Origin of the sequence: Brevibacterium sp. H602, assembly GCF_051172395.1 — a bacterium.
Lineage (GTDB): Bacteria > Actinomycetota > Actinomycetes > Actinomycetales > Brevibacteriaceae > Brevibacterium.
The window spans coordinates 64,093-77,903 of sequence record NZ_JBPIZD010000002.1 but is presented as its reverse complement, the minus strand read 5'-3'; the positions used below and the strand labels follow the sequence as shown (position 1 = coordinate 77,903).

Sequence of the window (13,811 nt, the reverse complement as noted above, 5' to 3'; positions counted from 1 at the left end):
GGGGCGTTCTTTCGTAGGTCGACATGATTCGCCCGCCGGCCACCTTTTCGTTTTCATTTTGATCCTATAGGATCTATGAAATAGGAATCAGTTCAAGGGAGAACTCGTGACCCGATTATTCAACGACCCGGATAACTTCGTCTCAGATATGTCGCGCGGCTTCGCGCTCGCCTCGTCCCGGTGGGTGCGAGCAGTCAACGGCGGCGTCGTGCGTTCAACGAAGAGTCATGAACCGACGGTCTCCCTGGTCATCGGCGGCGGCAGCGGCCACTTTCCTGCTTTCTCCGGCTTGGTCGGCCCTGGCCTCGCACACGGGACCGCGATGGGCAACGTTTTCGCCTCGCCCTCGGCGAAACAGATCCTGTCAGTCGCCCGCAGCTGCGACCAGGGACGAGGCATCCTCTTCAGCTACGGCAATTATGCGGGCGACGTCCTCAATTTCGATCAGGCTCAGCAACAGCTGCGCACTGAAGGCATCGACACTCGCACGGTCGTAGTCACCGATGACATCTTCAGCGCGTCCCGAGACGAGATCGACAAGCGCCGAGGCATCGCTGGAGATCTCGTCGTATTCAAAATTGCCGGCGCCGCTGCGGAAGCCGGTCTCGAGCTGAACGAGGTCGAGCGTCTCGCCCGAGTCGCCAATCGCTGCACTCGGTCGATCGGAGTCGCGTTTTCCGGATGCACTCTCCCCGGAGCCGATGAGCCGCTCTTCACCGTCACTGAAGGCAGCATGGCGGTCGGCCTCGGCATCCACGGAGAACCCGGCATCGACGAAGTTCCACTCCCCACAGCAATTCAGCTGGCCGAATTGCTCGTCTCACGGCTCCTAGACGAGGCGCCTGACTCGTCTCGACGAGTCGTTCCCATCCTCAATGGGTTGGGCACCGTCAAGTACGAAGAGCTCTACCTTCTCTACGGCCTCATCGACCCCCTGCTGAGGGAAGCCGGATACGAACTCGTCGATCCGGAAGTCGGTGAATTCTGTACGAGCTTCGACATGGCGGGACTCTCACTGACCCTCCTTTGGCTCGACGATGAACTTGAACAGCTGTGGGAGGCACCATGCTCCTCGGCGGCCTTCACTCGCGGCGAGCTCGGAAGCTTCAATCGCCAGTCGGAGTTCGCGCAGCAGGAGCTCCAGGGCGAAGATCCTGCGGATTCCGCCTCGGTACCTGCGTCGCCTCACGCGTCGCCAGCATCCAGACGGCTCGGAAGAGAGATCTCCGATGCCGTCGAACAGATCGCAGGCGTCCTCGACAATGCGTCCGGCGAGCTCGGCCGTCTCGACAGCGTTGCCGGCGATGGTGACCACGGGATCGGCATGCAGCGTGGGTCGAAAGCCGCAGCACTCGCCGCAGCCGAGGCCACGAACCGCGGTTGCAGCGCCGCAGAGGTGATCCGCGCAACCGGCGAGGCTTGGGCCGATGTCGGCGGAGGCACTTCTGGAGCCATTTGGGGACGGATCATCTCCACGCTCGCTGATGGGTTCGCCGGGGACCGAGTCCCTGACCCCCCTGACATCTCCGCTGCTCTCATGGCAGTGGTCGGTGAGGTCCGCTCGTTCGGAGGCGTTGACATCGGAGACAAAACTTTACTTGATGCGCTCGTACCGTTGGCGACAGAGTTCTCACGAAGTATCGGATCCGGCAACAACGTGTCCAGGAGTTCGACGTTCGTTCAAGCGACCTCTCGCGCCGCTCATGCAGCGACTCGAGCAGCCCGCACCACCGCCGATCTCGTCCCCAAACGAGGTCGAGCCCGCGCCCACGGAGATCGAAGCGTCGGCACCCCGGACCCGGGTGCGGTCTCACTGGCGATTATCGCCGAGTCCATTGCCGACCGCCTGACCTCTCACGCATCTTCAAGCGCCGCGCCCACTGGCGACAAAATCATTCACCCCGACAGCACCGAACGAAAGGCGGCCCGACCATGACACTGCGAGTAGTCATCGGATCCGATGATGCGGGATTCGACTACAAGGAGGTCATCAAGTCTGACTTGGGAGATGACCAACGCATCGCGTCAGTGCTAGACGTCGGCGTCGACTCCCAGTCGCACACTTTCTATCCGTCAATCGCGACAACTGCTGCAGAGTTGGTCGCTCGAGGAGATGCCGACCGTGCAATCCTCATTTGCGGGACCGGACTCGGTGTGGCGATCGCGGCCAATAAGGTAAAGGGAATTCGAGCGGCCACAGCCCACGATTCGTTCAGCGTGGAACGCTCCGTTCTGTCAAACGATGCACAGGTCCTCTGCATGGGTCAACGTGTCATCGGGCTCGAACTCGCCCGCCGTCTGGCTCGGGAATGGATCGGCTACACGTTTGATCCGACGAGCGCGTCGAACGAGAAATTGGCACAGATCAGCGCCTACGAGTCTCAGTGACCGATGGTCGGCACAACCGAGTCTTCTCTATTGTCTCCGCTCCCAGACTGGCTCATCGGAACCAGCCTGAAGATGTACATGTCTCACGCCCAGACGACAGATTGGGCCATCACTGTCAACGAGCTCACCCACGCGCATTCGATGTTTACCTCAGGAACAGCCGAGCTCGTTGTCCTTCCTCAATTCCCGTCGATTCCAGCCTGCCTCGACCTCACCGGTCCCCTGCAGGTCGGCGCCCAGAATCTCTCAGCCGAAGACGCCGGCGCGTGGACAGGAGAGGTCTCCGGAGCCGTACTCGCTGAACTGGGCTGCCGCTACGTCGAAGTCGGCCATGCCGAACGTCGCCGCCATTTCCACGAGACCGAAGCAGTCATCCGTGCAAAGACCGCCGCGGCAATGCGGCACGGCCTGATCCCGATTCTGTGCGTGGGCGAGGAAGCCGAAGGTTCCCCAGAAGCAGCCGCTGCCGAAGTTGTCACCCAGATCCACTCAGCGCTGTCCGCCCTCACCGACGGCCTGCCGACTCGAGGTGCCGTCGTCATCGCCTACGAGCCGATGTGGGCGATCGGTGCACCCCAACCCGCCGACCCTGCTCACATCACCGCAGTATGCAAGGCCGTCCGCTCCAGCAACCAACTTCCCGCCCTCGACTTCCGCCTCATCTATGGCGGCAGCGCAGGACCTGGGCTCCTCACAGAACTCGGCTTCGCCGTCGACGGCCTCTTCCTCGGCCGCTTCGCCCACGACCCCCATTCACTGTCGAAGATCCTCGACGAACTCGCCGATGTCATTATGCTGAAATCATGAATGCACAGCCTTCAATTCCCCGCGCAGACATCGAACGCCGTGGACTCCGCGATCTTGTCTACGAGCACATCCTCGAAATCCTTCTCACCGGTGAGATTTCGCCAGGCGAAAGAATGTCTATCGACGGATTGGCCAGGCAGCTCAATGTCTCCCCGACGCCGGTGCGAGAAGCACTCGTCGACCTCGAACGCACCGGTCTCGTTGTCCGCGAAGCCTTGCGCGGCTACCGCGTTTCGCCTCCTTTGGATCGAGGACAGTTGCAGGAGCTCTTCGTTGCCCGCGAGACAGTGGAGACCGCCGCAACGAAACTGGCGACACCGGCCGATGACGAGCTGCTGCGCTCACTCGAAGCGGCTCACGCCGCGCACGAAAAGGCCGGCGACAAAGTTCGCGAGACCGCAAAGTACGCCACCGAATCCTCTGACAGTCCCGAAGAGGTGCGGCGGGTCCAGGTGAGCGCCGCGCAGGAATACTTCGCCCGTGACCGAGACTTTCACGACAGGATTCTCGAACATTGCGGCAACCGCTACCTGGTCAAGATGTCGCAGGACCTCGGCGCTCAAGTGCACCGTCTCCGGCAGGCACTGCCGCACGGCATCACGGATGTCGGCGAAGCTCTGTCCGAACACCGGGCGATCGTCGAGGCTTTCGCGTCGCCGGACCCCACTGCACCGGAAGCGGCTATGCGCCACCACGTCAGAATGGTCGCTCACCGAGCACTCGTAGAAGACCCTCCTCCCCCACCCGACAACCACGAGGACCCATGAATCCAACCGAGCACACGATCGCCTGCTGCATGCACGGCTTCCCCCCTGCTGACCGCAGTGGACAGTCGCTGACGGCAGCCGACCCCGCGTCCTGGGCCACAATCTTCTCTGCTCTGGCCAGCCTGGAGTTCACGGCGCTCGAGATCGCCGACAGCCATATCCGTCCGGCCGACCTCACCCCCGAACGACGCGACGTTCTCAAGCGTCTTGCTGCTTCGGCGGGAGTCGAACTCACCTCCGTCCATGTCCAACGCCAGTCGATCATCGACCCCGACCACGGAGCGGCGAACCTCGACTACGCGCACCGAACAATCGATGCCGCAGCTGAACTCGGGTGTCAGATCTTCTCCACGGGACTTCACCAGCCCTTCTCCTCGGCTCAGCGCAAGGCTTTGTGGTTCTGGACAGCGAAGGGCTGGGAAGACCCTACCGACCCTGACGTCCGGGCACTCGCGGTACGCCGACTGCGGGAGCTGGGCAAGCATGCCGCCGAGGTGGGGCTGCCGATGTCGTTGGAGATGTACGAAGACACCTATCTTGGAACAGCCGAATCTGCGGTTCGCCTCATCGAGGAGATCGGGCTCGACAATGTCGGTCTCAACCCCGACATCGGAAACCTCATCCGCCTGCGCCGTCCCATCGACGACTGGCGAGAGATGCACGAGCTCGCTCTGCCCCACGCGAACTACTGGCACATGAAGAACTATCAACGCGATGAAGCTGCCGACGCCTCGTGGTTCACGTCCCACCCGACCACACTTCAAAACGGAATCATCGACTACCGAGCAATGGTCGCCCGTGCTGTGGAGCTCGGCTTCGACGGCCCATTTCTCATGGAACAGTACGGAGGCGACAGCCTCGGAGTCTGTGCGGAGAACAGAACGTACCTCAAAGGACTCCTCGCTCAGGCTCAACCGACGAAAGATATGGCATCCTCATGACGTCCACTGCTTCTGGTTCAAACTCCCTGCTCTCAATGGGCGCCCCCTTTCCCTCAAACCGTACGGCTGTCCTCACCGGCGTCGGCAGCACCAACGGGATCGGCAGGCACACCGCTCACCGCCTCGCACAGTCCGGTTGGAACCTCGGACTCATCGCGCGTCGCGACGATCAAGCTGGTGACTTAGCCGAAGAGATAGCGAAATCGTATGGCGTCGCTGCGCTCGGCATAGGCGCCGACGTAACTGCGTCCGATGAGGTCGCTGAGGCGGCCGCCGCCTTCGAGTCAGACCTGCCCCAAATCGTCGCTCTGGCGAACTTTGCCGGAGTCTCGTCGTCTGTGACCTACTTCGAGATCACCGACGAAGAGTGGACCCGGGTGATCACGAACAATCTCACGTCGACCCACTTGGTCACGCAGGCATTCGGACGCATTATGGCGAAGAACGGATTGGGCCGGATCGTCGGACTGTCTTCGGTCACTGCTCAAAAGGGCGGCGGAACATTCTCCAAGACCGCTTATGCCGCAGCCAAGGCGGGGATCGTCGGACTCATGCGCGGAGTCGCCCTCGAACTCGGTCCTCACGGGGTGACGGCGAATTCCGTGTCTCCTGGGCCGGTCGACACCGACATCATGGGCGGACCACTCGATGACGAACGCCGTGCAGCGATGGGAGCGGCAACCGCGCTCGGCCGCATTTCGGTGCCAGAAGACGTCTCAGCCACTGTTGAGTTCCTGTTCAGCGAAGGAGCCGGACACATCACAGGACAGACCTTGAGTATCAACGGCGGCCTCTACTTCCACTGAACACTTCAACCCCGTCGAAATCCCAACTCCGCGTAGTCGAGTACACCAGCGAATCGATCCAATGGAGGATCCATGTCCGTCAGCGCAGAACACATCACTTTTCTTGGCCTGGGTGCCATCGGCCTGCCCATGGCCCTTCGGATGCAACGAGCCGGATTCAACGTTACTGGGGTCGATCCGTTTCCCGACCCCAGGGCTCACGCCAGCGCAGAGGGTCTGGCGACGGAAGAGAGTCCGCTGTCGGCAGAGACCGCGGCGACGGTGATCGTCATGGTCGCCGACGGCGCTCAGCTTGCGCAGGCTCTCGACGGTGACATGCAGACGGGAGCTCCTCCGCTTCTCACTCTCATGTCACCTGGATCCGTCCTCATCATCATGAGCACAGTCGGACCTGATGCAGTCCGTCTTGCCTCCACACGAGCCGAGGAATTCGGCATCGTCGTACTCGACGTGCCTGTCACAGGCGGCATCGCTGGCGTCCTGAACGGAACCCTGAGACTGCTCGCTTCCGGCGCCAGGCACGTTCTCGAATCGCGTCGGAACGTTCTCGAGTCACTCGGGACGGTCATCGAGTGCGGTGAGCGGATCGGCGACGGCCAGTCCTTCAAAGCGGTGAATCAGCTGCTGTGCGCTGTGCACATCGTGGCTGCGGCGGAGGCCCTGACTTTGGCCGACAGGCTCGGACTTGACCAGAAGGCCGTGCTCGAGGCGATGACGTCCGGAGCCGCCGACTCTTGGATGCTCGGTGATCGGGGTCCTCGCATGCTCGAAGGTCTCGATACTCGAGTGGCGAGCGCTGTGGGCATCTTCGTCAAGGACACCGCCCTCGTCACCGAAGTTGCCGACGCCCTCGACATCGACCTGGCCGTCCTTCCTGTGGCGGCGCAGAAATTCGCCGAAGCGGCGAAACTCGGTCATCTCCGCCGCGACGACTCCCAAGTGATCCGAACCTACGATTCCTGACCTTTCGAGCCCAGTTCAACGACCGAGCCACTCATAGGGAGTCTTGTCGATGAAGGCGCCCACGGCATTATGGAAATCTTGCGAACCATAGATCCACTCGACGATGTCCTCGTCATCGACAGCCCCACCCGAGTCCGAGATCCGGCGCACAACTTCCTTGACCGACCACATCGTCAGCGGCGCGTGGCCTTTGAGCGTACTCGCCCACTCTGCCGCTGCCTCTGCGATGTCGTCAGTCACAAGTCCGACGAAACCGGCACTCAGTGCTTCATCGGCTTCGATGAACCTGGCACGCAACAGCATATCGACCACGCGGGCACGGCCGAGCAGCTCGGTAAGCAGCCTCAACGTGTCCGCAGACAGACAGTTACCGAGTGTTCTGGCGATCGGCACTCCGAAGCGTGCCCTAGATGACGCGAGTCGCACGTCCGCGCAGGCTGCGATTCCCAGTCCCCCACCGACACAATATCCGTCGATCGCCGCGATCACCGGCACATTCACACCTCGCAAACGAGAGAGTACCTCGGAAATGCGCTTTTCATAGGCCACGCCCGCGGCACCGTCGAACTCGGCGAACTGGGCAATATCCGTTCCGGCGACGAAAGCCTTCCCGCCTGCTCCGCGTAAGAGCATGACGCGAACTGAATCGTCCTTATCGGCCTTCGCACACGCCTCGGCAAGCCCCATATACATGTCCCACGTCATCGCATTGCGGGCCTCTGGCCGGTTGAATGTGACAGTGAGGACTCCGTCGTCGACGTCGACGAGTAGGTCTCCGGATGCCTCGCCGCTGTCTGCTGTATTGCCCATCATCATGCCCTTCCCTGTGTGCGCCTCATTGTGATCTCAAATCAGCGAGTTCGGCCTCCGAGAACCCGAGGTCTTCGAGCAGCGCATTGTCCGCGCCGAGAGATGGACCGGCCGACCCACGCCTTACAGGTGTTCGAGAGAATCGCATGGGTGAGCCGATCTGTCGCACCGTACCGGCGACCGGATGTTCGGAGTCCCAGAAGAAGTCACGACTTGCCAGATGATTGTCAGTGAAGACCTGCGAATAATCACTGATCGGAGCGCATGGCACACCTACCTCGTTGAGTACCTGGATAATCTCGTCTGTGGTCATGTTCGAAGTCTTCTCTTCGATGAGTGCGATGAGGGCCTCTCGATGAGCCAGCCGGTCGTAGGATTCTTTGAATCTCTCATCGTCGAGCAGCTCCTCGAGTCCGAACCCCCGACAGAAACTCACCCAATTCCGTGGAGTATTCGCTCCGATTGTGACAAATCCGTCCGATGAGTGGACCGCCTGATAGGGAGCCTGGTTCTGGTGCGCGGAGCCGTTCGGACGGCCAACCTTCCCTTCGACAAAGTAGGCCGCCGCTTCCCACACTGCATAGGAAACCCCGCTTTCGAAGAGAGAGACGTCGATGTACTGCCCCTGCCCTGATCGATTTCTTTCGATGAGCGCCGATGTGAGTGCCAAGGCCACGTACATCGCAGATGTGAGATCGCAGATGGGCACCCCTACCTTTGCTGGGGGCGCGTCGGGCTGGCCGGTGATGCTCATAAGCCCGCTTCGAGCCTGGGCCATGATGTCAAGACCCGCCAGCTTCGCCAGCGGACCGTCCTGGCCCCACCCGGAGGCTGAAGCGTAGATGATGCCGGGGTTACGTTCTCGAACGTCCTCATAGTCGACGCCGAGACGCTGCATCACGCCGGGTCGCATGTTCTCCACGATGACATCGGCTGTCTCGGCCAACCGCATGAAGGCTTCTTGACCAACCTCTGACTTGAGATCGAGTGTGATCGATTCCTTGTTGCGGTTGATGAGCATGTAGGGGGCGCTCTCCCCATTGACGAAGGGCCCCGTGCTCCGTGTCTGATCTCCGCCGATCGGGTTCTCGATCTTGATCACACGTGCGCCGAGGTCGGCCAGCTGCATCGTCGCAAACGGTCCGGCCATGAACACTCCCAGTTCAAGAACTGTCACCCCGGCAAGCGGCCCCGCTCCGTCGGTCGGCCCGGATTCGGTCTCATTCATGCGTTCCTCCTCAGATTTTCATCGATCCTGTAGGAATCACGCCACCACTGCGTGGGCAACCCATTGATTTAAGGGTGTGATCCGCGTTACAGTCTTCACACTACTGTATACAAAAGAGGATCTATTCGGAAGTGGCATCTTTCATCCCATCCCAACCCAGCTTGGCAACCTTGGCCAGGCAAGCACTCGAACGGACAATCCTCGCCGGGAACTACCTGCCGGGAGAGCGACTCGTTGAGGAACGCCTCTGCGAAGAGCTCGGCATCTCACGGCCCCCGCTCCGCGAGGCGCTCAAGGAATTGGCACATTCAGGACTCGTAGAACACGTTCCCCGCAAGGGCGTACGGATTATGTCAATCACTCAACACGATGTCTTCGAGATCGCCACTCTCCGTCGTGATCTCGAGAGAATGGCAATGAAGCTGACCCACCCCGAGCTCGCCCCAGATCGGGTCGAAAGGTGCCGCGAGACGCTTCGGGAGATGGAAAGGATCGCCGAAACCGGCGACGAAGGCGATATGGTCTCGGCCGGGTTCGAGTTTCACTATGCAGTCGTCGGCCTCGCAGGGCACGCCAGAATCGAATCGACTTATCGGGCAATGGCGATGCAGCTGCAGATGTGCATGGCACTGAACAACCAGGCCCGCCGAGAGATCGAAGATCTCGACGGCAATGTAGCCCGGCACGCTCGCATGCTCGAAGTCATCCTGCAACGAGATCCGGATGAGATCGAACGAGAATTCGACGACCACGGAAACCTGTCATTCCTCATCGATACCGTCGATCAACTCGACGGAGCAACACCGGAATCCGACCGGTGGCTCGAGGAGGTGCGCGCCTCGCTGTCCGCGACGACTTGAGTCCTGTCATCGACCCCACCTGAGAGCACCACCACGCAACGCACAATCGGGCACCACAGAAAATTCTGTCAAAGGAGATGGAAATGCATTCGAAGAATCTGCTCACCACCGCGGCCGTGACCGGAACACTTGCCTTGGGTCTCAGCGCCTGCGGCCAAGCATCGGGGAACGCGTCTGGAGGGGAATTCGAACCGAAGGGCAATGTCACGATGATCGTGCCGTTCGCGGCCGGAGGTGGAAGCGACATCGCAGGCCGAGCCACCGCCTCGGGGCTGGAGGAGGCTACGGGCAAAACCATTACGGTGCAGAACATCGACGGCGGCTCGGGCGCCGTGGGATATTCGGAGTTCCTCGGCCGTTCCGGTGACCCGAACTACTTACTCGCCACGGAGACAGCGATGCTCGCCCTTCCTGCGGTTCAGGATGTTGAGTTTACCCATGAGAGCTTCACACCGATCATGAAGCTCGGCGATGACTTCACCCTCATCGTCACGAAGGCAGACTCCAAGCTCGACACCTGCTCCGACCTCACAGACAAGGGAAAGAAGGGGCGGACCGTCGTCGCGATCTCCGGCGCAACGGGACTCGACAACATTACGTTCACTCTGATGGAAAAGGCTACCAAGGCGAAGTTCGACCGCGTACCGTTCGAGTCCGGTGCGGAAGCCATCACCGCCGCGCTCGGCGGCCAGGTCGAAGCGATCTCGGTCAATCCCGGTGAAGTCTCCGGCCAGCTCGAGTCGGGTGATCTCAAGCCGCTGTGTGCTGCGGCTGACAAGCGTTACGAATACCCCGAGCTCAAAGACATTCCAACGGCAAAGGAGCAAGGTATCGATGTTGCCTTCGCGCAGTTCCGCGGTGTCATCGCTCCGGGAGACATTCCCGAGGAAGCGAAAGAGTACTGGATCAAGAAGGCTAAAGAGTTTGAGAAGTCCGACGCGTACAAGACTTACATCGAAGACAACATGATGCAGCCAAACGCTGCCTACGGCGACGACTTCGCGACTTACCTTTCTGAGAACGACAAAGAGCTGCGAGCAGCAATCGGAGAATGACAATGATCTCAGCACAGCCACGAATCGTTCTCGTCCCTGGAGACCTCTCCGGTGTGGGGCCTGAGCTCACTGCCCGGCTTCTCGCCGACCCCGCCAACCGCGACCGTGCGCACCTACTCGTCACATCGACAGAGGCCGAATTGGACTCTTTCGCGCGCACGGCGGGAACAACGATTCCCGACCCCGACAGCATAGAGTTCCTCGGCACTTCCTACCAGGGACCGGTCATTCCCGTCGGCGAGGTCAGCATTGCCGCCGGACAACGCGCTCTTGCCGACCTCTCCACCGCACTCGACCTGTGTGCCGGCGGTGAAGCGGATGGGGTGCTCTTCCTACCGCTGAACAAAGGGGCGATGGGGCAAGCCGGAATGACCGAGGAAGACGAATTGCGCTGGTTTGCCAAGCGGCTCGCGTTTACCGGTTTCACCTCTGAGCTCAATTTCATCGAATCGCTTGTCACGGCGCGAGTCACCTCTCACGTTCCGGTCGCAGAGATTGCCGACGGCATCAGTGCCGGCAAAGTGCTCGAGACGATCGAACTGCTCGATCGCGTCGTATCTCAGACTCGCACGTCGAAACCGCGACTGGCAGTATGCGCACTCAATCCACACGCCGGAGAAGGCGGAAAGTTCGGCAGAGAGGAGATCGACGATATTGCCCCAGCTATTGAGTTGGCTCGTTCTCGCGGAATAGATGTCGAGGGGCCTTTTCCGTGCGACACGCTCTTCGCCCGGGCGGTCGGCGGTGACTACGACGGTGTGGTGACGATGTACCACGACCAAGGGCAGATCGCGATGAAACTACTCGGCTTCGACCAAGGCGTCACAGTCCATGGTGGGATACCGATTCCAATCGCCACTCCTGCTCACGGCACAGCCCACAACATCGTCGGCACAGGCAGAACAGAAATCGGTCCGAGCTCACACGCTTTCGATCTGGTAGTCCGCATGGCCGAGAACAGCCGGATCACCTCAGGTACCGATGAGCTCAGCAGCGCAGAGGTGATTGTCCGATGAGTTCGACTACTGAAGTTTTGAAGGACCCGCCGCGGAACAGGCCCGATGTCGCCGATGTCGTCGGAACGTCGATTCTCGGCATTGTCGGAGCCGGAGCCGCCGTCGTGGGTTTTGGCTACGGCCTCACAGCCGAGGGTGGCCAAGTCGGTCCGGGGATGTTGCCGTTTCTCACCGGCGCGTTCATCTTTCTCGCATCAACGGCCGAGATCTTCCGCCTCTTCTTTGCCCGGGTGGGAACTTCCGGCGGTCGAATCATGTCGGCGGTCGAGGACATTGAAGCTCAGGCTGCCGAATCAATTGATGCCGTCGCCGACTCTCGATCTGAGCTGGGCAATGGTGACGACCTCGATACCTTTGGTCGAACGGAGAAACAGCGCAATCGCGCCCCCTTCTACATATTCATCACGTTCGGAGTCGCCCTCGCGCTCATCCCTATCGCCGGCCTCATCATCTCTCTGGCTGCCGCGATCCTATTTCTCCTCCTCGTCGTCGAGAAACAGAAATGGTGGACCTCTGCTGCCACAACGATCGGCGCAGCTGTCTTCGTCTACATCGTCTTCGGGCTCGTACTGTCGGTTCCACTGCCGACAGGCATGCTCGGACTGATCTGAGGAATTTCCATGATCGACAATCTCATGCTCGGGCTGGAAACCGCAGTCAGCCCCGAAAACCTCCTGTGGTGCTTCGTCGGAGTTCTCCTCGGCACCGTCATCGGACTGCTCCCTGGACTCGGCTCGACAACTGGTGTGGCGATTCTCTTGCCAGTGACGCTGGCATTCGAACCGGTCACCGCTCTCATCATGTTGGCCGGTATCTACTACGGCTCACAGTACGGATCCTCAATCAGTTCGATTCTCATCTCCACCCCGGGCGACTCATCGAGTGTCGTTCTCACCCTCGATGGGTATCAGATGGCGCGAAAAGGGAGAGCGGGTGCCGCACTCGCAATCTCCGCCTTGGCGTCGTTCTTCGCTGCGATAGTCTCCCTCATCGGACTCATCGCTCTGGCACAGCCGATCGCGAAATTCGCACTCAACTTCGGACCGGCGGAGAACCTGGCGATCATCCTGCTGGGAATGGCGACAATCGTATCTTTTGCCGGGGAGAACATACTGCGCGGCATCACCATGGCCGCTGCCGGATTGCTCGTATCAATGGTCGGCGTGGCTTCCGGCTTCTCCACAGCGCGGTTTACCTTCGGCAGTGTAAACCTCCTATCCGGCCTTGATTTCGTTGCGGTGATGATCGGAATCTTCGCGGTCGGTGAAGTTCTTCATCAAATCCGCCGAGGCGGCGAAAAGCCCATTCGTGCACGTTTCAAAGATCTGCTGGTCACCAAAGAAGAGCTCGCCCGCTCCGCTCCTGCAACAGCACGCGGGACGGCTCTCGGCTTCTCCGTCGGGGTCCTACCTGGAGCCGGTGCCACCTTGGCGACGTTCCTGGCCTACGGAGTAGAGAAGCAGGTGAGCCGGTTCCGACATCTCATCGGAAAGGGCGCGCCCGAAGCGGTCGCATCTCCAGAAGCAGCAAATAACTCTGCTGCCAACGCGAGCTTCATTCCTACCTTGGCTCTCGGCATTCCCGGAAGCGGGACGACTGCGGTCCTCCTCGGCGCTTTCGTCATCTTCGGGCTCCAGCCTGGACCGCTGCTCTTCGAACAGGAACCTGACCTGGTTTGGGGTCTGCTTGTCAGCTTCTTCTTCGGCAACCTGATTCTGCTCGTGCTCAATCTCCCGATGGCTCCGGTCTTCGCTCAGATTCTGCGCATACCATACGTCTTCCTCTACCCGATCGTACTGATGATGAGCTTCGTCGGTGCGTTCGCCTTGGGAAACAACACATTCACACTGTGGGTCGTCTTCTTCGCTGGACTGCTCGGGTACTTCATGAAGCGGTTCGATTTCCCAGCTGCTCCATTCGTCCTCGGTCTGGTCCTCGGCCCTCTGCTCGAAAAGTACCTGGTCCAGACCTCAGCGATGGGAGACGGCAATCTCCTCATCATGTTCCAGCGGCCGCTATCGCTCGTCCTTACAGTTGCGGCTCTTATCGCTTTGACATATCCGCTGGTCGGCGCCGTTATGCGCAATCTCAAGACACGAAAGGCCGGCGCATCGAGTAAAGAGAAGGTCACGCACTAGTCACATCTCTTCTCCAATGACTGTGGGATCGT

Annotated in this window: 14 protein-coding genes; 12 read left to right on the top strand and 2 right to left on the bottom strand. The window is 60.4% G+C overall.

What is annotated here, in order from left to right; genetic code table 11:
* The first annotated feature begins 106 nt into the window (after nt 1-106).
* The 7 genes from ACSBQT_RS02540 to ACSBQT_RS02510 all read left to right on the top strand — a co-directional run bounded on the left by ACSBQT_RS02540 (nt 107) and on the right by ACSBQT_RS02510 (nt 6,672).
* Nucleotides 107-1,936, top strand: coding sequence for a dihydroxyacetone kinase family protein (locus tag ACSBQT_RS02540; RefSeq protein ID WP_410709565.1), 1,830 nt, complete (start codon nt 107-109; stop codon nt 1,934-1,936).
* Nucleotides 1,933-2,388, top strand: a complete 456-nt coding sequence (locus ACSBQT_RS02535) for a ribose-5-phosphate isomerase (protein WP_410709564.1) — start codon at nt 1,933-1,935, stop codon at nt 2,386-2,388. The genes ACSBQT_RS02540 and ACSBQT_RS02535 overlap by 4 nt, the downstream gene beginning before the upstream one ends.
* Nucleotides 2,389-2,418: 30 nt before the next feature.
* On the top strand, nt 2,419-3,195 hold the full coding sequence (locus tag ACSBQT_RS02530) for a triose-phosphate isomerase family protein (RefSeq protein WP_410709563.1): 777 nt from the start codon (nt 2,419-2,421) through the stop codon (nt 3,193-3,195).
* Nucleotides 3,192-3,962 carry a GntR family transcriptional regulator gene (locus ACSBQT_RS02525; RefSeq protein ID WP_410709562.1) on the top strand — a complete coding sequence of 257 codons (771 nt, stop codon included), beginning with the start codon at nt 3,192-3,194 and terminating at the stop codon, nt 3,960-3,962. Before ACSBQT_RS02530 ends, ACSBQT_RS02525 begins: the two co-directional genes overlap by 4 nt.
* The gene (locus tag ACSBQT_RS02520) at nt 3,959-4,903 is read left to right on the top strand and encodes a sugar phosphate isomerase/epimerase family protein (RefSeq protein WP_435000790.1); all 945 of its coding nucleotides are present in this window, start codon (nt 3,959-3,961) and stop codon (nt 4,901-4,903) included. Before ACSBQT_RS02525 ends, ACSBQT_RS02520 begins: the two co-directional genes overlap by 4 nt.
* A gap of 35 nt (nt 4,904-4,938) precedes the next feature.
* Nucleotides 4,939-5,709: an SDR family NAD(P)-dependent oxidoreductase gene (locus tag ACSBQT_RS02515; RefSeq protein WP_410709560.1), complete on the top strand. Its 771-nt coding sequence runs from the start codon at nt 4,939-4,941 to the stop codon at nt 5,707-5,709.
* Nucleotides 5,710-5,781: 72 nt separating this feature from the next.
* Entirely contained in the window at nt 5,782-6,672 is an 891-nt protein-coding gene (locus ACSBQT_RS02510) for an NAD(P)-dependent oxidoreductase (RefSeq protein WP_410709559.1), read from the top strand.
* 15 nt (nt 6,673-6,687) lie between these two features.
* On the opposite strand, the gene ACSBQT_RS02505 is transcribed toward ACSBQT_RS02510, so the two are convergent.
* Together ACSBQT_RS02505 and ACSBQT_RS02500 are read right to left on the bottom strand one after the other, a co-directional pair.
* Nucleotides 6,688-7,482, bottom strand: coding sequence for an enoyl-CoA hydratase (locus ACSBQT_RS02505; RefSeq protein WP_410709558.1), 795 nt, complete (start codon nt 7,480-7,482; stop codon nt 6,688-6,690).
* A gap of 25 nt (nt 7,483-7,507) precedes the next feature.
* Complete coding sequence (locus ACSBQT_RS02500) at nt 7,508-8,710, bottom strand: CaiB/BaiF CoA transferase family protein (protein WP_410709557.1); 1,203 nt, start codon at nt 8,708-8,710, stop codon at nt 7,508-7,510.
* A gap of 131 nt (nt 8,711-8,841) precedes the next feature.
* Here ACSBQT_RS02500 and ACSBQT_RS02495 point away from each other — a divergent pair, with 131 nt between their 5' ends.
* From ACSBQT_RS02495 to ACSBQT_RS02475, 5 genes are all read left to right on the top strand, one after another.
* Complete coding sequence (locus ACSBQT_RS02495) at nt 8,842-9,570, top strand: GntR family transcriptional regulator (RefSeq protein WP_410709556.1); 729 nt, start codon at nt 8,842-8,844, stop codon at nt 9,568-9,570.
* 209 nt (nt 9,571-9,779) lie between these two features.
* Nucleotides 9,780-10,625 (top strand): tripartite tricarboxylate transporter substrate binding protein, encoded by an 846-nt coding sequence (locus tag ACSBQT_RS02490; RefSeq protein ID WP_435000788.1) that lies wholly within the window; start codon nt 9,780-9,782, stop codon nt 10,623-10,625.
* Between the two features lie 140 nt (nt 10,626-10,765).
* Entirely contained in the window at nt 10,766-11,641 is an 876-nt protein-coding gene (locus ACSBQT_RS02485; RefSeq protein WP_410709554.1) for a 4-hydroxythreonine-4-phosphate dehydrogenase PdxA, read from the top strand.
* Nucleotides 11,638-12,252: a tripartite tricarboxylate transporter TctB family protein gene (locus ACSBQT_RS02480; protein ID WP_410709553.1), complete on the top strand. Its 615-nt coding sequence runs from the start codon at nt 11,638-11,640 to the stop codon at nt 12,250-12,252. The genes ACSBQT_RS02485 and ACSBQT_RS02480 overlap by 4 nt, the downstream gene beginning before the upstream one ends.
* 9 nt (nt 12,253-12,261) lie before the next feature.
* On the top strand, nt 12,262-13,779 hold the full coding sequence (locus ACSBQT_RS02475; protein ID WP_410709552.1) for a tripartite tricarboxylate transporter permease: 1,518 nt from the start codon (nt 12,262-12,264) through the stop codon (nt 13,777-13,779).
* Nucleotides 13,780-13,811 lie beyond the last annotated feature (32 nt).

Excerpts from the sequence above, each read along its gene's own strand:
- ACSBQT_RS02475 (WP_410709552.1), top strand. The coding sequence starts at position 12,262 with ATGATCGACAATCTCATGCTCGGGCTGGAAACCGCAGTCAGCCCCGAA.
- ACSBQT_RS02505 (WP_410709558.1), bottom strand. The coding sequence starts at position 7,482 with ATGGGCAATACAGCAGACAGCGGCGAGGCATCCGGAGACCTACTCGTC.
- ACSBQT_RS02480 (WP_410709553.1), top strand. The coding sequence starts at position 11,638 with ATGAGTTCGACTACTGAAGTTTTGAAGGACCCGCCGCGGAACAGGCCC.
- ACSBQT_RS02500 (WP_410709557.1), bottom strand. The coding sequence starts at position 8,710 with ATGAATGAGACCGAATCCGGGCCGACCGACGGAGCGGGGCCGCTTGCC.
- ACSBQT_RS02490 (WP_435000788.1), top strand. The coding sequence starts at position 9,780 with ATGATCGTGCCGTTCGCGGCCGGAGGTGGAAGCGACATCGCAGGCCGA.
- ACSBQT_RS02515 (WP_410709560.1), top strand. The coding sequence starts at position 4,939 with ATGGGCGCCCCCTTTCCCTCAAACCGTACGGCTGTCCTCACCGGCGTC.
- ACSBQT_RS02535 (WP_410709564.1), top strand. The coding sequence starts at position 1,933 with ATGACACTGCGAGTAGTCATCGGATCCGATGATGCGGGATTCGACTAC.
- ACSBQT_RS02520 (WP_435000790.1), top strand. The coding sequence starts at position 3,959 with ATGAATCCAACCGAGCACACGATCGCCTGCTGCATGCACGGCTTCCCC.
- ACSBQT_RS02510 (WP_410709559.1), top strand. The coding sequence starts at position 5,782 with ATGTCCGTCAGCGCAGAACACATCACTTTTCTTGGCCTGGGTGCCATC.
- ACSBQT_RS02525 (WP_410709562.1), top strand. The coding sequence starts at position 3,192 with ATGAATGCACAGCCTTCAATTCCCCGCGCAGACATCGAACGCCGTGGA.